The sequence below is a fragment of the Nostoc sp. LEGE 12454 genome (assembly GCF_056620565.1).
The window spans coordinates 1-20,455 of sequence record NZ_JBWQXL010000023.1 but is presented as its reverse complement, the minus strand read 5'-3'; the positions used below and the strand labels follow the sequence as shown (position 1 = coordinate 20,455).

The following is a 20,455-nucleotide window of genomic DNA, read 5'->3' as shown; positions in this document are numbered from 1 at the left end:
AAGAAGTTAAGAGTTAGGAGTTAGGAGTTAATATACTTCTAGCTGCTAATTTATATCAGGAAATGCTGTGTTGGAACTGATATCTTTTCTCATTCATGGGATTCAACCTTTGTTAGTCCCGATTTGTTTTGTCGTTGCTTGGACTGTAACTATTCTCGTTGTTTTGAGTCTGTGGACGGCGGCGCGAGATAGTGTAACTACTGCCAAGCAAATGCATCAAATCCCCTGCACTGGTTGCCAATTTTTTACCGACAATTACCGTCTTAAATGTACTGTACGCCCATCTATTGCCAATACAGAAGAAGCGATCGATTGTCGTGACTATCAACCCAAGACTAATCCTTATCTATATTAATGAGGAAGTGGGGACTGGGGGAGATGAGGGAGACAACAGCAAAAGGGCAATAACCCATGCCCAATGACAAATGACAAATGACAAATGACAAATGACTATTAACCAATCTCTAACAATATCTTCAAAACACCCCGACTCTGAGCGTGTTCAAAAGCTGCAAGCCCTTGATTGAGGGGGTAGGTGGCATGAATCAGGGATTGCACGTCAACTTGTCCTGTGGCTAATAGCTGGAGGGCTGGGGCAAAGGGGCCACAACGGGAGCCGATGAGGGTGATTTCATCCACTACTAAGGAGGAAGCATCTAGGCTGAGGTTGCCAGCATAAGTACTTTTCAGTACAAGCGTACCACGGGGACGGAGAGCGCGGCGGGCGATCGCAAATCCTTCTGGGTTGCCAGTGCATTCTACTGAGATATCGAAATATCCATCTGTAACAGCGTCAGCTAGACTCGTTTTTATCCCCCGTGCTTCTAAGTTTGCCAGTTTGTCTTGATGACGCCCCACAGCTAAGAGTTCACAGCCAGTTAGAGCTAGTGTCTGAGCTACTAACTGCCCTAGTTTGCCATCTCCAACCACTAGCACCCGATCGTTTGGATGCAATCGCACTTGCTGCTGAATTTCCAAAGCTGCTGCTAAAGGTTCAGTAAATGTTGCTACTTCTGTCGGCACATTATCAGGTACGGGATGCAGGTTCTCCACCGGCAAACAGAGATATTCACTAAAGGCTCCGTTGCGGTTGACAATACCCAGAACTGTACGATTTTCGCAGTGAGTTGGTTGTCCACTACGACAAAACCGACAATGCCCACACACAGCGTTTATTTCTCCAACTACGCGCTGGTTCACTAAGTGTTCTGGCCCTTGTTCGACAATGCCGACAAATTCATGCCCCAAAATACCAGTGTAAGGATAGTAGCCTCTGAGTAGTTCCAGGTCAGTGTTACAGATACCTGCACGCAAGACGCGTACTAAGGCTTCTCCTGGTGGCGGTTCAGGAACGGGAATATCTGTGCGTAATTGCAACTGGTTATTTTCGAGCCAAAGTCCTTTCATTTCTCTTCACGTCCTTTGCCTAATTATGTTGTCAATACCACTTTGAAAAATGTTTACAAATATAGGGGCATACATCCGTAACCCCATACCTACACCTATGTCTCTGTAGAAGGTATTTCTTTAATTTTGGTTACATCAACTTTGCTTAACCAAGTAACTAAATCGTCTGAACCAAGTGCAATCTCACTTCCCAAGGTTTTGATATAGAGAAGTCCGTCACTGATAATTAAATCTCTAATTGGATACCATGAATCTCGTGTTCTAATCAGAAGTTCCAACGGAATCCCTGCCCTGGAATTATACTTACAATATTTCCACCAGGCTCGCCAGAGAATGACACATTTAGTACAATTCATCTGATAGCCTTTGGGAACTTCGCAGTATTGATACTGATAGAAACCCCGACTATCTACTTCTCCTTTGAGGATATAACTATATTCTGCTAATGCCTGATTTATCAATTCCCATTGGGTTGATTTTGGAGAAATCGAGAATTCAGATCGGGTATTAGATAGTTGAGCAGTGGCAATTACGCCTTCAGATTTTGCTGTCAGTTGGTTGATTTTATACACTGTTTGCGCTGTCAAAACAGGATTTGACAACAAAACGTCTTTTTTCTGAATAGAGTTTTGTACAAACTCTCGAATTAAATCTAGATTAGACAACATAAAATTTTTTATACTAAATTAACCAGTGTGATGAAAGCCACAACACTACTTAAATTAATAACTACACCGGTCTTGCGCTTAAATCAGGAATCTTACCAGCTTTATTTATACTCAATTCTTTGTTTAACTAGGGTTTTGTTAAGTTTAATGTCATCCATGCAATACTCCGACAGGCTGATTGACAAAAGCGCTATTTGAAGATATAGGTTTACAAATTAAATTTTTACGCCTTCGAGAAAAGGTTGAAATACCGAAACTAATTCGGGACGACTAACTACAAGGGTCGGAAAAGAGCGATCGCTATAATCTTCTCCCGGTGACAACGGAAATGGTTCTGACTTCAGCGATGACCAGACCCCACCAGCAGCCTGGACAATTACCCAAGCCCCCGCTAAGTCCCAAACTTTTGGTGTTGCCTCAATCCCACCGAGAGTAGCCCCAGTGGCAACTGTCAAAAAATTATAGCTAGCTACACCCAACATCCGAATTTTGCAGGGAAAGCCGTTTTTGATAGCTGCGGTGCTACGGGAACAGAGGTTAAAAAAGTGATTATTGCTGGGACTATCTACACTGGTATGGATGGGGTAGTTGTTGAGAAATGCTCCTATTGGAGGTGTTAACCCAGATGAACCTGCCCAGAAACCATGAAAAGCCTGATTCAAAGTTGGTGCGTAAATATACCCAAAGATGGGCGTACCTCGATACAGTAAACCCAGAGATATTGTCCAAATGGGAATGCCGCGTGTGAAGTTGGTTGTACCGTCTAGAGGGTCAATTACCCAGCACCACTCCGTACCGGGAAATGACTGATCGCTCTCTTCGCTCAAAATGCCGTAACCAGAAAAATTAGAAGCGATCGCATCTCGAATTTCTCGATCTGCCCATTTATCGGCTTGCGTCACCAAACTACCATCAGCTTTTTGGTCAGCCTGTACTTTCCCAAAATCTTGTATTAATTGCTTGCCTACTCTGGTAGTGGTAGTTTGGGCAAAATCAAGAATTGTTGTCCAAAAATCATTCATTGGTTATTAGTCATTTGTCATTTGTCATTTGTCATTGGTCATTGGTCATTTGTCATTTGTCCCATGCCCAATGCCCAATGCCCAATGCCCTATACAGTTTAGTCTAAATCGCTTTCCAAAACTGAAGCGATCGCTTGCTTGGTACTTGTTTGAAATTCTGTGATGTTCACCCGATTCAAAAACCAAATCGACAGCACCATTCCCACGGCTTCTAGAACGAATACCAGTCCATAAGCTAGTTCTAAGCTAGGTAGCAGCTTCCGTCCAATATCCAAAACTGTACCTCCGATTACCACCGCGATTCCTCTAGAGATGGACTGCGCTAATCCCCATGCCCCAATAAATGTACCTGCGGCTTCTGCTGCGGTGAGATCCAACATCAAGCTAATTGCGGCTGTAGTTAAGAAACCTGTGGCTAAACCGAACAATACTAAACCTAATTTGAGAACTGCTGCATTAGCTGTGAATCCTGATATACCTAGCAATATTGCACAGAATGCTACCAACATACAGCCGAAACGTGCAGTTCTACGCTTACCTAAACGCGGGACAATATAAAAGCCCGTAACCCCGTAGGCAATTAGTAGACCAGTTCCATAAAAAATATTTAATTTGGTACTTTCCGCTAGGGGCATTTTAAACACTTGACCCGCATAAGGTTCCAAAATCGGGTCTTGCATAAACAAACTGATAGTCATCACCAGTAAAAAGGTAAAAAATATACCTGTTTGCGGGCTAGCTGTCAAAATTTTCCAAGCATTGCCTAGAGTAATGCTGTCTTCTCGGTTCACCAGCGTGGAACGGGTTAAGTATTGGGAGTATTTTTTCTCTACACCGAGTGTTGCTGCGATCGCTAAACCAAATACAATTGCTGGGACGATAGTAAACAATCTGTTGATTGCTGGCTGCAAGGTTTCTACAGTTGCTTCTGGCGTTAACTGTTTCAGCAAGCTGGCACTAATAATTGCCCCAACAATAATCCCCACCATTAGCATCGACCAAACCACACCGACTACTTTAGAACGGTTATCTTCTTCAGATATATCCACTAACAAAGCAGCAAAGGCAGTACCGCTAGCACAAATTCCTAGACCGTATATAGCGAAAACTAAAGCCAAAAGTGCTGTCCAGCCGATTGTTTGGGTTGTCCATACCCAAGTACCTGCACTATTTCCAGCAACATTCATCTGCCACATTACTTGTACAGCTAAAAATGCTGCGATCGCAAATATTGCTGCGCCTACCCAAACATAAGCTGTGCGGTGGTATCCCCATAACGGCTTGGCATCGGAAATCTGGCCAAACCAGACACGGGAAGGAGCAACAAATAAAGGCAGTGCTAGAACTACTGATACCAGCGTCGCCGGAATTGCTATTTCTTGAATCATGACTCTGTTGAGTACCCCCAGAGTCAAAATAGACATCATGCTCAACCCCATCTGAAATAAACCCAGCCGGAACATGGTCAGCAGGTTTACCCTCGGCACAGATAGGGATTTTGTTTTGGTATCAAATACTTCACCGCTTGCCATAGCTACTTTTTCGTATAGTTTATTAGGATTTAATCTCTCTCTTTAGATAAAGATAAACCCTACTTGCTCGAAATCAGCTAAGGAAAAGTGGAAGTTGCGATGGCTTCTCTTCGAGACGCTACGCGAACGCCCACCACAGGCATCGCACTTATTTGGCAAGCAGTTATAGACCTTGATTAGCGCCTAGTTAGGATTAATCTTTATGGCTTGGTGGTAATCCGCGATGTCTACGACGGGCTACGCCTACGGATAACGAGAGAATTTTAGGATGAAATAGTGAAACGAGACTCCATTTACTATCAAATTTTTAAGCGCTTTCCTGGGTTACTCTTTGAACTGATTGATAATCCTCCTTTGCAAGGGCAAAACTATCGATTTGAATCACTTGAAGTCAAAGAAACTGCTTTTCGCATCGATGGTGTGTTTTTACCTCCAGAGGATGCAACATCCAAAGCGATTTTTTTTGCTGAAGTTCAATTCCAAAAAGATGAAGCCCTCTACCATCGGTTCTTTACCGAGTCGTTGATGTACCTGAACCGGAATCGTTTTCAGTACGATGACTGGTTCTGTGTGGTAATTTTTTCATCACGCTCTTTGGAACCAAGCGATCAAAAAACTCATCGAATATTTCTCAATAGCGATCAAGTGCAGCGAATCTATTTAGATGAGTTAGGCGCGACTAATCAGCAGCCAATAGGCATCAACTTGATGCAGTTGACTCTAGCATCGGATGAAGTGATGGCAGAGCAAGCAAAGCAATTGATTGAGCGGGTAAAATTAGAGGAAACGGACACACTGCCGAAAAACGAAATACTAGACATCATAACCACAATCGCCGTTTATAAGTTTTCGACCTTGAGTAGAGAGGAAGTTGAAGCTATGCTGGGATTGACTTTGGAGCAAACAAGGGTTTATCAGGAAGCGAAAGCTGAGGGTCGAGAAGAACAGAAAGCTGAAATGTTGAAACTTACTGTACCTCTGTTACTAAAAACAGGGATGAGTGTGGAACAGATTGCTCAACACCTCAATGTTGATATAGAAGCTGTCCAGATCGCCGCACAGTCAAGTATATAGAATGGACATTTCATGTCTGTTATCATAATTTTGGCAAAATAAGGAAAACTTAATTAAAATCCTCAATTCCCCCTTTATGGTTTCCAGAGCGATCGCGCCAAAATATGACAGATTAAGATGTTCATGACTTCATCGGAGTTAGGACTTGGTAGGATGGGACTCCAGTCTTTAAAGTTTGCATAGCCCTTCTACACTCACTCCCCCGAAAAATTGTTATGCTGCGTCCTGGACAACTAAGTTTTCACTTGAGTTGGGGAATACTAAAACTATGTATTACTTTTTATATTTTCCAAGAAATCATTAAGCTAATGAATAACGAACTAGTAGATCGACCTGACCCAAATTGCGAGTGCTTACTGTTTTTAAAGAACGGGACAAAGGGTCTGAGCAACTAGACGAGTTAATAAGTAACTTTTAGAAATAAATTAATTTTAATCTTTAGTATTCAGCAAAATTAATCAACAAATTTAAAACATTTTATCAACGTACTATTCTACATGGGCACGCTTAACTCGCCAGCTTTTACTTATTACTTTGGCTTTTCAATCACCTGCTGTAATCGCATCTTTGAGAAATTATTCCCTTTCCAGAAGACAATTGACATAACAATTATCGAAACATGGATGCAGTAATTACTGCTGATTGATTTAAAGACTGTTGAGTATTCCAAGCAGCTTGACTTAAGCTATCCATTGGGGTTGATGTAGGGTAAAATATATTTGGTGAATAACCAAGTTGCATATACACACCTAACAGAAAATCTGGATCAATTATTGGTAATCCATTCGTTTGAATATTAGTATTTCTTGTAATAACTAACAGTATTTGATTTTGATAAAAAACAACAGGTGGTTTGCCACAGTAAGGATTATAAGGACTGTGGCCTCCATGAATACCTCCGTATAAACCATGCGGGTTGCGAATACTATAGGTGTCATGCAAACTGCCATAAATCCCATAAAGATTGCTAATGGAGTTCGTATCATGTCGGTCACTTGATAGCAATCCTAAAAATTGTCCGTCAGCAGAAGACCATAACTGAGCTATGCCATTAGCAGCAGCAAGAAATTGTGGAATAGACATAGTTTTTTGTGATCCAAGCTTCAAACACTTCTCTAGCTTCACTAACTATTACTGCTAACCGCATCAGTAGCAATAATGATATTTATTCAAAATATTGTGAAGAAAGAAGTGCGACACTCTAAAACATCCTATCAAGTAGCTGTGTAACCTGTCGCTGTGTTGATAGCGTAAATCATTAGTAGCATTGAGCTTTGGAGAAACTCTGACTATAAGTGCAGATCGTCCAGGGTTAACCCCTTAATCAATCACGCTATTCAATTCTCGTTTCTTAACTAGGTGCAACAGCTTAAGAGCAGTACGACTAGGATGCTTCTGACCGATTTCCTACTTTTGAACCGTTGATAAATTTGTATTCAAAATCGTAGCAAATACTGCCTGGCTGACATGAAAAGATTTTAAAGTAAACCTAAGAGTAATACTTACTAGAGTTATGGTATTGCGCTGGAACTTTATCAAACGCAATCAAGTAATATAAAAATATCTATGTGAAAATGTGGTTTTAACTACGCTATTTCATTGAATTAGTAAGATAAACTTGCCGTATGTATGTCATCAAACTACTTAGCTTCATCTAGTAATCAAAAAGGCATAAGCAATGAGTCAAGAACCAGTCAAAGTAATATTATGGGAAGAAAATCAAAAAGATTTTCTAAAAAAGTTCTACGATCTCCAATTTACTCCCAGAGTAGGAGAGGAAGTTTACCTAAAAAAAGAGAAATGGAAAGTAACCAGAGTTGAGCATGATGTAGAAATTAGTGAGATTAATGTCTATATGCAATTAATCAAAAAAGTCAAACAGGAGAAATCATCTAATTCATAATTACAAGTAAATACACTCAACTATAGCAATCCTATTTGATTTGTGAGAATTGCAGCTCGCAGATCCCCGACTTCGTAAAAGTTGTCGGGGATCTTGTTTATGCGCGTTTGATTCAGGGTTTAAATCGCGATCGCACCGTGAAGATCCTTAAAAAGATTAGATCGACTTCCCCACACCTAATCTTGTCTGTAACGATACACTATAAAAGTAAAGAAATGTAAATAAACTAAATTTTGCAACCGTGGAAAACATCACATTGGGGCAAAATGGCCCAGTTGTTACACCTTTGTGCTTAGGCACTTGGGCTTGGGGTGATAAGCTGTTTTGGAATTATGGCGATCGCTACGGCCCAGAACAGTTACAAGAAGCATTTACCGCAGCCTTAGAAGCTGGTATTACGTTCTTTGATACTGCCGAAATCTACGGAATGGGAAAGAGCGAGGAATTTTTAGGGCAATTTCTGCAACACACACAACAATCTGTACAAATCGCCACAAAATTTGGCCCCGTACCGTGGCGATTTACAGCCCAATCTGTCTCGGATGCTTTAACAGCCAGCCTCAAACGCCTACAACTTGAGCGAATCGCCCTGTATCAAGTGCATTGGCCTTTTGCCTTCTTTTTAAGCCAAAAAACTTTGATGAATGCCTTAGCGGATGAAGTGAAGCGGGGCAGAATTGCGGCAGTCGGTGTGAGTAATTACTCAGCAGAGCAAATGCGAGACGCGCATCAAATATTGGCGGATCGAGGAGTGCCTTTGGCTGTGAACCAAGTACGCTATTCTTTACTCAGTCGCCAAATTGAAAGCAAGGGGATTCTGGCAACTGCGCGTGAGTTGGGTGTGACTATCTTGGCTTATAGTCCTCTAGCACAGGGCTTACTTACAGGCAAGTACAGTATTGATAGTACTGAAACCCCCACTGGTGCAAGGAAAGTAGATCCGCGATTTAAGAAAGAAGGTCTGCAAAAAATTGCCCCAGTTATATCTTTGCTACGCAATTTTGGAGAAAAATACGATCGCACTCCTGCTCAACTTGCTCTCAACTGGTTAATTGCTCAGGGGAACGTTATTCCCATTGCTGGGGTGAAGACAGCCGAACAGGTACGTCAGAATGCTGGTGCTTTGGGCTGGAGATTGAGCGACGATGAAATTGGAGAGTTAGAACAAGTTAGTCGTCCTTGGCTGTAGTATTTTTGATTTTTCTAAAAAAGCCAAAAAGTCAAGAGTATAAAGTCAAAATCTTAACTCTTGACTCTTAACTCTCAACTCTCAACTTTGCTAATTTTTAGATTTGGATTTTGGATTAAAGGAAAAATTTAAAATCCAAAATTAATTAACCCTAGACTAAGAAGCTGATTCCCTAGCTGTAGGTGAACCTATCTTTTTACTAGGAGATGCAGAAGAATCCTGTCCACTTGTCCGCAGTTTGGGCTTGGGAGAAGAATGTCTTTCTTCACCATTGCTGTTATCTGATTTCCAGGCAGCACGGGGGCGATCGCTAGAAGATTCGCGACGTTTGCCGAGTCTGGGTTTGGGAGCAGAGGATTCCTCTTGGGGAATTTCCACATCTGAACTCAACCAAGCGGGACGAGTTTGATCGTAAGCGATTTGCAGTGCAGCTGCGGCGATCGCTTGAGCATCATATTCTTCAATCAGTTCGCTAACAATTGGCAAGAATGAAGCCAAACGTTCGCCTGTCAAAGCTTCCCGTACCTGCTCTTGCAATTTCAGGATGTGTCGCGCTTCAATCTGGGCGCGTGTAGGAATCGTCAGCAATTGCCAGCTTTGGCGATTATGACGTTCAAATGTTTGCTGCTTGCGCCGCTCAAATGGTTGTACTAAAGAAATTGCTGTTCCTTCTTTACCAGCACGACCTGTACGACCAATGCGATGGACGTAAGTTTCTACGCTATCGGGTAAGTCGAAGTTGATTACATGGGAGAGTTGATCGACATCTAATCCTCGTGCTGCAATATCGGTTGCTACCACCCAACGAACTTGACGGTTACGGAATCTAACTAATAACCGTTCCCGTGCTTGTTGGGACAAGTCACCGTGGTATTCATCGACGCTGTGACCAGCACCTTGTAACTGACTGGTAAGTTCTGCGGCTGTACGTCTGGTGCGGACAAAGATTAAAGCTGTTTCTGGATCTTCCATTTCCAGAATTGGCTGTAAAGCTTTGGCTTTTGTCCAATGGCGGGGGATCAAGTAAGCTACTTGATTAATCTTGTTGGGAGCGGCTTTTGGTTGTTCAACGGTGACAGTTGCAGGCGATCGCAAGAATTTGTTCACCAACATCCGAATCGATGGTGGCATTGTTGCTGAGAATAAAGCTGTTTGGCGATCCACGGGTGCTTGTGAGAGGATTTTTATCACATCGTCGATAAAGCCCATGCTCAACATTTCATCAGCTTCATCCAACACAAACCACTTCACTTGATCGAGCTTTAAACAGCCGCGATCGAGTAAATCGATCACGCGTCCGGGAGTACCCACGACCATGTGAACGCCACGTTTGAGTTGCAACATTTGACGGTCAATTGATTGACCACCGTAGATTGCTAACACCCGCAATCCTTCATTACCGATGAACTGCGCGATCGCATCGTGAACTTGCATCGCTAATTCACGAGTTGGTGTTAAAACTATGGCTTGTACGGCTCTTTGATTAATATCTAGCCGTTCTAAAATTGGCAGTGAAAATGCTGCCGTTTTGCCTGTTCCAGTTTGAGATTGACCTACCACATCACGACCGGCTAGCAATTGGGGAATTGCTTGCACTTGAATGTTAGTTGGTTCGGTAAAACCAATTTTTTCTAGTTGTTCGACACGTTCTTGGGAAATGCCTAATTCTTGAAATGAAAGAGTCATTAATTCGTCCTAAATTTTATGTAAGGATTTTTGGATTAGTCATTTAGTCATTAGTTATTAGTCATTAGTCATTAGTCATTAGTCATTAGTTATTGGCTAGTTAGTCAGCCAAGGGCGATAGCAAAGCCTCAACTTTTAGAGAAGCTATGCCCACGAGTGAGTCCCCGAATTTCAGGTAAACCCTCATGAAAACTGCCATTAATGCAGTGTCGATATTGGGATAAGGGTAAATCTGTAAGGGTCATTTAACAAAAGACAAAGGACAAAAGACAAAAGACAATTTAGTTATTGACTACTTGACCATAGAGGTCGTATGTATCAGCGTGGTGAATCGCTATTGGCACGATGGTTCCTAACTTTGCCTGGCCTTTGACATACACCAGACCATCAACCTCTGGGGAAAATCTACCTGAACGACCTATTAATTCACCACTTTCAGGATTTTCTTGCTCAATCAGGACATCGACGATTTTGCCTACTTCCTGTTGATTTTTCTTTTGAGAAATCGGTTGCTGGAGTTCCATCAGTTGGTATCGGCGATCGTCCATCACTTCTTGAGCCAACTGATTTGGTAGCTTGTAAGCTGGGGTTCCTTCCTCAGAGGAAAAGGTGAAGACACCAACATGATCGAATTCATGCCGTTGAACGAACTCTAGTAGATGCTCAAAATGCTCTTGTGTTTCTCCTGGGAAACCAACAATAAATGTTGTCCGCAGTACGGCTGTTGGTAGCGCCGTTTTGATGCGATCTATAATCCCATCATTTACGCGCCCTTGCCAAGGGCGGTTCATGGCGCGGAGAATCTCTGGATGAGAATGCTGCAAAGGCAAATCCAGATAAGGCAGGACATTGGGTGTTTCTTGGATCGCCGCTATCACATCTGGGGTCAGTCCCGTGGGATAAGCGTAGTGCATTCTGATCCACGGTATATTTACTTTCCCCAAAGCGCGAAGTAATTCGGCTAATTTTGGCTGACCGTAAATATCTAGACCGTAGTTAGTAGTGATTTGGGAAATTAGAATAATTTCCTTTACCCCTTGACTAACTAACTGCTCCGCTTCGGCGACGATAGATTCAATAGTACGCGATCGCTGGTTTCCTCGAAGATGAGGGATTATACAAAATGCACAACGATAATCACATCCTTCCGCAACCCGGAGGTAAGCAACGCCCTCCGTTGTAGTACGATAGCGCGGTGTAGTTTCATCGGCAATGTAGGTTGGTTCTATACTAACCTGTTTGACCCGCTCGCCAAGTTCAACACGCTCAATTACATTTACAATTTTGTGATAATCGCCTGTACCCACAACGGCTACTGCTTCAGGCAACTCTTCCAAAAGTTGTTCTTGGAAGTGTTGCGCCATACAGCCAGTAATTACGATCTTTTTATTTGCCTCTGCCAGTTCTACTAAAGTTCTGACAGATTCTTGCCGGGCCGCTTCAATAAAACTACAAGTATTAACAATAACGTAATCTGCTAACTCTTCATTTGTATCTACACCATAGCCCGCTTCTACGAGCATTCCCAGCATGTGTTCTGTATCAATTCGATTTTTCTCGCAGCCCAGGTGAGAAATGGCAATTGTTGGCTTGTCACCCATATTTTGAAAATATCTTCATTTTTTTCTTGTAGTCAACATTCTGGCGCTAATTTCGCTTTTTTCCGATCGCTATCCTTCTAATAACAGTACGATGGCAGATTCCCACTGTCAGCAACTGTCCGTGGACTTATGACCCTATCAATAATAAAAATAGAGGTCATGTTATGATATTTTTATCAATCTGTTCCCCAGGGTAAATTGAAGTGTCTTTGGGTACATTTGACACTTGTAATCTTTTTTAACAATTCGCCTATTGGTATTTTACATTACCACAGCGTGTGCGTTGTTAACCTACCCATCGGGAAGCCGCCCAAAGGGCTTGTTGTGAGAAGTCGCTACCCTCAGGGAAATCGACGAAAGCGACTACGCCTATAAAGCAGTAATGCTACCCTGGCGATTGGCAAGTCCTACGACGGTGCGCGGACAAGACGCCTAAACCACGGAAAGCTGCCTTGCGTCTAGTGAGTGGCAAACTCCTCTTGTAGCCAGGTTTTATCTTAACATATCTTATGGGAGGTTTCACGCCAATTTCCATCTGAGGAAAGAGGCAATAAACCGACTATCATAAAACACATTTGACTAGTTAATGAAAAGTCAAGAGTCAAGGGTCAAAAGGAGCCAGTCACGTGCGGGATTTTCCCCGTTGAAGAGCCACCCTTATATAGAGGTTCCCGACCTTTGGGGGAGTGGTGTTGAACTGGCGTTCAATAGTCAAAAAATTCTGGACTCTGGACTCCGCGAGGCGGATTAAAGACGTGGACTTATATCAGATATTTAAAACTCGCTCACCAATTATTGGCGTGGTTCACCTGCTACCACTGCCTACCTCACCCCGTTGGGGAGGTAGCCTCAAAGCGGTGATTGACCGTGCCGAACAAGAAGCCGCAGCCTTAGCAAGTGGAGGGGTTGACGGTCTGATTGTCGAGAATTTTTTCGACGCGCCGTTTACCAAAAACCAAGTCGATCCGGTGGTTGTGAGTGCCATGACCATTGTGGTGCAGCGAATACAGAATTTGGTGACTTTGCCTATAGGCTTAAATGTTTTGCGAAACGATGCCAAAAGTGCAATAGCGATCGCTAGCTGCGTACAGGCGCAATTTATCCGCGTCAACGTTCTCACAGGGGTGATGGCAACCGACCAAGGATTAATTGAGGGAGAAGCCCATCAACTACTCCGCTATCGACGGGAGTTGGGCTGTGATGTTAAAATCCTGGCCGATGTGTTGGTGAAACACGCCCGTCCTTTGAGTTCTCCAAATCTCACAGTCGCTGTGAAAGACACCATTGAAAGGGGTTTAGCAGACGGAGTTATTTTGTCTGGTTGGGCTACTGGTAGCCCTCCTAACTTAGAAGATTTGGAATTAGCTTGTGGCGCAGCAAATGGCACGCCAGTGTTTATCGGTAGTGGGGCCAATTGGGAAAATATTGATACATTGATGCAGGCAGCAGATGGTGTAATAGTTTCTAGTTCACTGAAACGTCACGGACGCATTGAGCAACCAATTGACCCAATTCGCGTCAGCCAATTTGTGGAAGTTGCACGTCGCAATTGGAACTCCAAAGGTGAAAGCAAATCAGCAGAACAAGTAAAGTTACATTCTTAGGGAGTGGGGAAAGAAAGTTAGGAGTTAGAAGTTAGGAGTTATGAGTTTTAAATTAATTGTTCCTAACTCCTCATTCTTAACTCCTCACTCCTCACTCTTAACTTCTAACTTTTACTAATCCCCATTCCCCAATAGTTATGATTCGCCGTCGTTCTACTCCTTGGATTCATAAATGGTCACGTCCGTTGATTGCCGCGATCGCTGGATGTGGTGCCCTAATAACAGGTTATCTCACCATAGAAAAGTTAACTGGAGGCAGTGCCGCTTGTGTGGCACAGGCTGGTGCTAAGGGCTGTAATGATGTGCTTTCCAGTCCTTGGGCAACGGTTTTTGGACAGCCATTAGCTTTGTTTGGGTTTTTGGCATACACCAGTATGGTGATATTGGCTTTGGCTCCCTTGGTATTCAACTCAGGGGAAAACAATAACCGCAAACAATTGGAAAATTGGACGTGGTGGCTGCTGCTGGTGGGTGCGATCGCTATGTCTGTATTTAGCGGCTACTTAATGTATGTGCTGACATCTCAAATCAAAGCGATTTGTCTTTATTGTATCGGTTCAGCTTTGTTCTCTGTGAGTCTTTTGGTACTAACGATTATCGGTCGGACTTGGGAGGATATTGGACAAATCTTGTTTACCGCCCTGATTGTCGGGATGGTAACGCTGATTGGTACTTTAGGCGTTTATGCTGGCGTGAATCAATCAGATGTGACACCTGGAACTCCTGGACAACCTACAAAAATTACCTTTAATTCTAAAGGAGACCCTAACCCAGCGTTCGGTTGGGAAGTTACCACTACTTCTGGTGAGGCAGAAATAGCATTAGCAAGCCATCTGGCAAAGGTAGGTGCAAAGGAATACAGTGCTTATTGGTGTCCTCACTGTCACGAACAAAAGCTGCTTTTTGGTAAAGAAGCTGAGGAAATAATCAATAATGGTATTAAGGTAGAGTGTGCCCCTGATGGACTCAAAGCTCAACCAGAACTGTGTAAATCCGCAAAAATTGAAGGTTTTCCTACTTGGATCGTTAATGGTAAAAGCTATAGCGGAGTTCAAAACTTAGAGGAACTAGCAAAAGTTTCTGGTTACACTGGCCCTCGGAACTTCAAGTATTTTAAGTAAAGTACCTACACCGATCTTCAGTAGTTCACACCCCATAGTCAACTGGATGAATACAGTAAAATCTGTTTCCAGTTGGCTTTTTTGTTTTTGGTAACAGATAATAGGTCTTATCCAATGCCCAACTACTAATTTTACTGCGGCTTCGATCTGCAAATACTTAAGCTCAAGTAAATTAGCTAAATATATTTTCATTAAGTTAATGTATATTTTAATTTCTTTTTATAACACTTGAGAGCCACCTTGGGATGTAATCATGTCAAACTCTAACCGAGAGGTGTAGCTGTTGGAAGTTAACGTAATTCTCAGTAAAATACCTAATCGATCGCAAATGTAAGTTTAATTGAGTAGGCTCTACTAGAGAAGGCTTTGAGAGTTAAATTTACTGAACTCACTTTCAATATTTTTTCATCTGTGTTGATAGGCACAAGAGTCCCAGTTGCTCTTTAGTCAGATAATTGACCTCAATATATGGTAATCCATCACAAATACCACGATATTTTGAAGAACCTTGCTGAGTTGAAAAAATTTTGAGAAATTCTATTTAGCTCTTACTTGAGCTATGTTAGTCCGATAGTTAATAGCTATAAGAAATAGAGAATATTTCTGCCTACTAGGTAATGGCAATGAATCAGCAGCTAGGCAAGCGTTTTGTGAAGTTAACCTATGGACTGAAACAATCGCTTAGTCGAGGACACAGAGAATTGATTACTGCGGCCAGCATTGCAGTCTGCGTCCTGCTTTTGCACTCCTTTGGATTATTGCAATCTTTGGAGTTGGCGGCTTTGGATCAATTTTTTCGCTTACGTCCAAATGAACCGCCAGAAGACCGGATTACGATCGTAGGGATTGATGAAGCCGATTTAAAGGAAGTAGGTTCGTGGCCGATTCCAGATGCGAAGATTGCCGAGTTGTTACAAAAATTGAACGTCCACAAACCCCGTGCTATTGGCTTAGATATCTACCGAGATTTGCCAGTAGAGCCTGGTAATCAAGAACTTCGCAATGCTTATAAGTCAATGCCCAACTTAATTGGTATTGAACTACTATTAAAAAACAAAAACTTTAGTGTTCCGCCTCCACTGGGACTGAATCAGGATCAAGTGGGCATTAATAACCTGCTGTACGATCTTGATGGTAAAGTGCGTCGCAGTTTGTTGTATTCGCAGGTTAAAAATCAAGTACACGAAAGTTTTGCCTTGAAGTTGGCTTTATTGTATTTAAAGTCAAAGGGAATTACTCCCACCAAAGCAAAAAGTAACCCTAAGTATTTGCAATTGGGTAAGGCAGCATTTACTCGTTTTGAGGCTAATGATGGTGCTTATGTGGGAGCTGATGATGGAGGCTACCAAATTTTAAGCAATTTTCCCAAGCCCAAATGTCAAAGTTCGTCTGGAGAATTTTGTAGTTTTCGCCAGGTCTCGATGAGAGATGTACTGGCAGATAAAGTTAAAGCAAACTTAATCAAAGATCGGATTATACTTATTGGCTCCACTGCACCTAGTCTCCAAGATTTTGCATTTATTCCCTACTCCAGCAGTGTAATGGGTATGGCAAAGAGTGTACCTGGTATTCAATTGCAGGCTTATTTTATTAGTGAGTTAATCTCTGCTGCTGTTGATGGAAGACCATTACTCAAAGTTTGGCCTGACTTGGTGGAATACTTGTGGGTTTTTGTCTGGTCTTATCTGGGAGCCGTGATGATATGGCGGATACGACACGCAACTAGGAGTCTCTTCTCGATCATAGTTTGTTGCTTTGTATTGTCCGTGAGTGCATACCTTGCTTTTTTCTTATACGGTTGGTGGATACCACTCATTCCCTCACTGGTTTGCTTTGGCACTTCAGCTATTTGGATGACTAGTCATATTGCTCACATGCAGGAAGAGTGGAAACGTTCCAAAGAATTTTTGCATCACGTTATCAACACGATCCCCGATCCAATTTTTGTGAAAAATGAACAACATCAGTGGATTGTTTTAAATGAGGCGTATTGTCGATTTATCGGTTATCCAAATAAGTTATTAATTGAAAAGTCAGACTATGACTTTTTCCCAAAACATGAAGCTGATGTATTTCGACAACAAGACGATCTTGTTTTTCGGACCCAGCAACCCCAAGAACATGAAGAAGAATTTACAAATGCCGATGGTCAGACTCATCAAATTGCCACTAAGCGATCGCTCCACAAAGACTCAGCTGGCAATTTCTTTTTAGTTGGTGTGATCCGAGATATTACTCAGCGCAAGTTGATGGAAGAACAGCTGAAGCGTACTGCTGCTGAACTATCCCGGTCTAACAATGAATTAAAACTCAAAGAAGACCACTTACGTTATTTAGCGTATCACGACCCCCTCACCGGTTTATCCAATCGCAAATTTTTTGCCGAACAACTTTACGAGTCCTTACATTGGGCGCAACACAACAACTTGTTGCTGGGACTGCTGTTTATCGATCTAGATGGCTTTAAGCAAGTCAATGATACTTTGGGACATGAGACGGGCGATCGCTTGCTAATGACTATTGCTGAAAGACTCAGCAACTCTTTACGCGCTAGTGATACAGTTTCTCGTTTGGGTGGCGATGAATTTACTGTGATTTTACGGGCAATTCCTAATGTCCAAATAGCTGCTAAAGTCGCCGAAAAAATTTTAAGCAGTATTACCAAGCCAATTGTTTTGGACGGCTATACAATCCGAGTCTCTGCCAGTATTGGCATTAGTGTTTACCCATACAACAGTCAAGACAGTGAAACTTTGATGAAACAAGCTGATACAGCAATGTACCGTGCCAAGCGCCTGGGTAAAAATCGCTACGAGTTTGCTTAATTAGTTAAGAGTTTAATCTCCAGGCTTTTTTCCTATAGTTATAATTTTTACCTTCAAATTAGGAATTTAAACTGGAGATACCTCTAAGACACTGTATTGAAAAAGTATAGCCTATATCCCGCGAGACAAATTCTTAGCCAAGATGTAGACCTGGTAAGGATTTTTGGCTTTAAGATTAAACTTCATAACTGATGTCAGAAAGTAATTAGTCATCAGAGATAATTAGGAAAATAAATTTTAAATGTATTTTTATTTACAATAAAAATTATACTTATACGTATTCGTTGATTACGCTGTTGAATAGGTTTAAAAATCCTTTTAATACGATAAATATGTTGTTTTATCTTTACAGTTCTTTACCCACAAAATTTAAACTATACAATCAAATAAGTATTATTCCATTTTTTTTTGAACTTCTGATTAAGCAAACATAGTGTTTACACTTAAAAGTATTAAGATATTATTAATAAATAGTAAATTAGGCAAAATGCTCACAGTAAATCATTGACATATCTAACCTGAGACTGATGTAAAAATGGCTTATTAAGAATACCACTTAAGTATAAAGACTTTTTTATATCGGCAGTTTAAGGTTAATCGACAAGCGAATACCACAATGATTTCTACACTACCAGCAATAATTTCATAAAGTTAAAATCCTTTTTTCAAAAAGCCCAGTAAATATACGGTAGTAAATAAAAAATACGTTTTGGAATAAAAATTAGTAAATTTACTGAAAGACATGAAGACTAACTTCCGAATCACAAAGTTTATGATATTCTGCATAGGTGCTTATATACTGATCCCAAAAATTGCTGCTTGCACAGGTATATTCAGTACTGCAAGTGCTAATTCTTTTGGTCCTACTACCAGTAGCACCTTAATCGCCCGTAAGGCCAATTCTCAAAATCTACAAGACATATACATTCCACCAAATTATGGTGGTCCCGACAGTCATAATGGTAGCGGTACCCGTTGATGGCAATTTTAGATTTTAGATTTTGGTAGAGCAGCGCGATGAGTTAACTACCGTCTTGGACACCACATCTTTTACTTAGCGGCTCATTACAAGATGTTGTGCTTAGGGTTGCGAAAACCGTCAGGCTCTTTAAGGTAGTTTGTTCAAGACAACAGTGGAGATTTCCACCAATGATTTGTTTGTATAAATGTGTGGATTTGCCAATTTGAGTCTGGTTGAGGATAATCTAAACGGAAGTGTCCGCCTCGGCTTTCGGTTCTAAAAGCAGCACTTTTGAGAATTAAATCAGCTACATCTATTAAATTGCGAGTTTCTGCCCAAAGTCCCAATTGCCGTTCAACATCTGGTAGGTCAAAACTAGCGGGTTCTGCTGGACGTAAAGCAAGCAAGAATTGAGTTAAAGATAAGGCAGCGAAATCTTGCTGCCAAGATTCAATAGTAGCGATCGCAGTTTCCAGCCTTGATTGCTCCCGACAAATACCAGCACTTTCCCACACTAGACGCGGTAACTTCTCCCTGAGTGTTTCTAGCTGTGCTTGTTGGATATGCCACTCACTAGCATCAGGACTAAATTTCCGTAATGGCAGCACTGGTGTTTCTGAGGACAACCCAATATTTTCTAACTTAATATTAGCCATCTGGGCCCCAAACACAATACATTCCAACAGGGAATTACTGGCAAGGCGATTTGCCCCATGCACGCCAGTACTAGCGGTTTCACCCACTGCATACAAACCAGGGATATTTGTGCGATTCATCAGATCCGCAACAATTCCACCCATCCAGTAATGGGCAGCTGGCGCTACAGGAATTGGTTCGTGGAAGACATCAACACCCCAATGCTGACAAACTTTGATAATGTTGGGAAAGCGGTGACGAATTTTGTCAGCGGGGATGGGGCGCATATCCAACCACACATGAGCAGTAGCCAAATCAAGGGCTGTACGTTGTAAATGGCTGAAAATTGCTCTACTGACCACATCTCTAGGTGCAAGTTCACCCGCAGGGTGGTAGTCAAAGGCAAAACGTCGCCCTTCATTATCGATGAGATGTGCTCCTTCACCGCGTACAGCTTCGCTGATCAAGAAACGATCGGCACCAGGTTTAGTGAGAGCAGTGGGGTGAAATTGGACAAATTCTAAATCGCGAAGGATAGCCCCAGCCCTAGCTGCGATCGCTACCCCATCACCGGTACTCACTGCCGGGTTAGTGGTTTGGGCAAATACCTGACCACCGCCACCGGTTGCTAGTACCACAGCACCAGCTCTTATCCAGGTGATTTTACCTTGATAAAACAGGCTAATTCCCTGACAGGAACCAGTTTCGGGTTCAATCCACAAACTCAAAGCCAAAGCTTGCTGAATGACTTGAATATTTTGGCGACGTAATACTTGAGCGGTGAGGGTAGTAGTAACTTCCCTACCTGTAGTGTCAGCAGCGTGGAGAACACGGCGGCGAGAATGGGCGGCTTCCAAAGTTAAAGCTAAGGCTTGACCATGACGGTCAAAAGCTACTCCCAAGTTAACTAGGGATTGAATACAGCTAGGGGCATGTTGGGCGAGAAATTCGACAGCGGTGCGATCGCATAAACCTGCACCCGCCTGGATCGTATCTTCAATGTGCAGCGTGGGAGAATCTTCTGGGGCGATCGCTGCGGCAATGCCACCTTGTGCCCAATCACTGGCGGATAAAGCAACGGTTTCTTTGGTAATCAAACCGACTCGCAAGGATTCTGGCAGACATAGCGCTGTGTATAGTCCAGCGGCACCAGCGCCGACTACTAAGACATCAAATTGGCTAGGAATATCTATCTGAGACAAGGTAATGGGTAGGGGGAGCAGGCG

The 20,455-nt window shown here is 42.3% G+C and carries 15 protein-coding genes; 7 read left to right on the top strand and 8 right to left on the bottom strand.

The annotated features are described in order from the left end of the window. The first annotated feature begins 67 nt into the window (after positions 1–67). The gene (locus tag AC1F2U_RS21985) at positions 68–355 is read left to right on the top strand and encodes a hypothetical protein (RefSeq protein ID WP_480263001.1); all 288 of its coding nucleotides are present in this window, start codon (positions 68–70) and stop codon (positions 353–355) included. Between the two features lie 98 nt (positions 356–453). Here the strand turns inward: AC1F2U_RS21985 and AC1F2U_RS21980 are convergent, their stop codons facing one another. From AC1F2U_RS21980 to AC1F2U_RS21965, 4 genes are all read right to left on the bottom strand, one after another. Then, positions 454–1,407, bottom strand: a complete 954-nt coding sequence (locus tag AC1F2U_RS21980) for an MDR/zinc-dependent alcohol dehydrogenase-like family protein (protein ID WP_480263000.1) — start codon at positions 1,405–1,407, stop codon at positions 454–456. Between the two features lie 95 nt (positions 1,408–1,502). Beyond that, positions 1,503–2,075 carry a hypothetical protein gene (locus AC1F2U_RS21975; RefSeq protein WP_480262999.1) on the bottom strand — a complete coding sequence of 191 codons (573 nt, stop codon included), beginning with the start codon at positions 2,073–2,075 and terminating at the stop codon, positions 1,503–1,505. Between the two features lie 215 nt (positions 2,076–2,290). Beyond that, a complete protein-coding gene (locus AC1F2U_RS21970; RefSeq protein WP_480262998.1) occupies positions 2,291–3,097 on the bottom strand; it encodes an inositol monophosphatase family protein in 807 nt (268 codons plus the stop codon). A 98-nt stretch (positions 3,098–3,195) separates the two neighbouring features. After that, a complete protein-coding gene (locus AC1F2U_RS21965; protein ID WP_480262997.1) occupies positions 3,196–4,629 on the bottom strand; it encodes a BCD family MFS transporter in 1,434 nt (477 codons plus the stop codon). A gap of 276 nt (positions 4,630–4,905) precedes the next feature. Here AC1F2U_RS21965 and AC1F2U_RS21960 point away from each other — a divergent pair, with 276 nt between their 5' ends. Next, entirely contained in the window at positions 4,906–5,703 is a 798-nt protein-coding gene (locus AC1F2U_RS21960) for an Rpn family recombination-promoting nuclease/putative transposase (protein ID WP_480262996.1), read from the top strand. A gap of 609 nt (positions 5,704–6,312) precedes the next feature. Here the strand turns inward: AC1F2U_RS21960 and AC1F2U_RS21955 are convergent. Next, on the bottom strand, positions 6,313–6,786 hold the full coding sequence (locus tag AC1F2U_RS21955) for a hypothetical protein (protein ID WP_480262995.1): 474 nt from the start codon (positions 6,784–6,786) through the stop codon (positions 6,313–6,315). 595 nt (positions 6,787–7,381) lie between these two features. Here AC1F2U_RS21955 and AC1F2U_RS21950 point away from each other — a divergent pair. Beyond that, positions 7,382–7,606: a hypothetical protein gene (locus tag AC1F2U_RS21950; RefSeq protein ID WP_480262994.1), complete on the top strand. Its 225-nt coding sequence runs from the start codon at positions 7,382–7,384 to the stop codon at positions 7,604–7,606. A 241-nt stretch (positions 7,607–7,847) separates the two neighbouring features. Continuing rightward, on the top strand, positions 7,848–8,795 hold the full coding sequence (locus tag AC1F2U_RS21945; RefSeq protein ID WP_480262993.1) for an aldo/keto reductase: 948 nt from the start codon (positions 7,848–7,850) through the stop codon (positions 8,793–8,795). A gap of 156 nt (positions 8,796–8,951) precedes the next feature. Here AC1F2U_RS21945 and AC1F2U_RS21940 read toward each other — a convergent pair whose 3' ends face one another. Together AC1F2U_RS21940 and rimO are read right to left on the bottom strand one after the other, a co-directional pair. Further along, the gene (locus AC1F2U_RS21940) at positions 8,952–10,481 is read right to left on the bottom strand and encodes a DEAD/DEAH box helicase (RefSeq protein WP_480262992.1); all 1,530 of its coding nucleotides are present in this window, start codon (positions 10,479–10,481) and stop codon (positions 8,952–8,954) included. 281 nt (positions 10,482–10,762) lie between these two features. Beyond that, the gene (rimO, locus tag AC1F2U_RS21935; protein ID WP_480262991.1) at positions 10,763–12,082 is read right to left on the bottom strand and encodes a 30S ribosomal protein S12 methylthiotransferase RimO; all 1,320 of its coding nucleotides are present in this window, start codon (positions 12,080–12,082) and stop codon (positions 10,763–10,765) included. Positions 12,083–12,837: 755 nt separating this feature from the next. On the opposite strand from rimO, the gene btpA reads away from it, so the two are divergent. From btpA to AC1F2U_RS21920, 3 genes are all read left to right on the top strand, one after another. Next, a complete protein-coding gene (gene btpA, locus AC1F2U_RS21930; protein ID WP_322670041.1) occupies positions 12,838–13,686 on the top strand; it encodes a photosystem I biogenesis protein BtpA in 849 nt (282 codons plus the stop codon). A 137-nt stretch (positions 13,687–13,823) separates the two neighbouring features. After that, positions 13,824–14,807 carry a vitamin K epoxide reductase family protein gene (locus AC1F2U_RS21925; protein WP_480262990.1) on the top strand — a complete coding sequence of 328 codons (984 nt, stop codon included), beginning with the start codon at positions 13,824–13,826 and terminating at the stop codon, positions 14,805–14,807. A 623-nt stretch (positions 14,808–15,430) separates the two neighbouring features. Next, positions 15,431–17,632 (top strand): CHASE2 domain-containing protein, encoded by a 2,202-nt coding sequence (locus AC1F2U_RS21920; protein ID WP_480262989.1) that lies wholly within the window; start codon positions 15,431–15,433, stop codon positions 17,630–17,632. Between the two features lie 1,122 nt (positions 17,633–18,754). Here the strand turns inward: AC1F2U_RS21920 and nadB are convergent. Further along, entirely contained in the window at positions 18,755–20,431 is a 1,677-nt protein-coding gene (nadB, locus tag AC1F2U_RS21915) for an L-aspartate oxidase (RefSeq protein WP_480263057.1), read from the bottom strand. Positions 20,432–20,455 lie beyond the last annotated feature (24 nt).

Bases quoted from the DNA above. Each gene is read 5' to 3' on its own strand.
- AC1F2U_RS21965 (WP_480262997.1), bottom strand. From the start codon at position 4,629: ATGGCAAGCGGTGAAGTATTTGATACCAAAACAAAATCCCTATCTGTG.
- AC1F2U_RS21950 (WP_480262994.1), top strand. From the start codon at position 7,382: ATGAGTCAAGAACCAGTCAAAGTAATATTATGGGAAGAAAATCAAAAA.
- AC1F2U_RS21940 (WP_480262992.1), bottom strand. From the start codon at position 10,481: ATGACTCTTTCATTTCAAGAATTAGGCATTTCCCAAGAACGTGTCGAA.
- AC1F2U_RS21970 (WP_480262998.1), bottom strand. From the start codon at position 3,097: ATGAATGATTTTTGGACAACAATTCTTGATTTTGCCCAAACTACCACT.
- AC1F2U_RS21925 (WP_480262990.1), top strand. From the start codon at position 13,824: ATGATTCGCCGTCGTTCTACTCCTTGGATTCATAAATGGTCACGTCCG.
- AC1F2U_RS21955 (WP_480262995.1), bottom strand. From the start codon at position 6,786: ATGTCTATTCCACAATTTCTTGCTGCTGCTAATGGCATAGCTCAGTTA.
- rimO (WP_480262991.1), bottom strand. From the start codon at position 12,082: ATGGGTGACAAGCCAACAATTGCCATTTCTCACCTGGGCTGCGAGAAA.
- AC1F2U_RS21920 (WP_480262989.1), top strand. From the start codon at position 15,431: ATGAATCAGCAGCTAGGCAAGCGTTTTGTGAAGTTAACCTATGGACTG.
- AC1F2U_RS21980 (WP_480263000.1), bottom strand. From the start codon at position 1,407: ATGAAAGGACTTTGGCTCGAAAATAACCAGTTGCAATTACGCACAGAT.
- AC1F2U_RS21975 (WP_480262999.1), bottom strand. From the start codon at position 2,075: ATGTTGTCTAATCTAGATTTAATTCGAGAGTTTGTACAAAACTCTATT.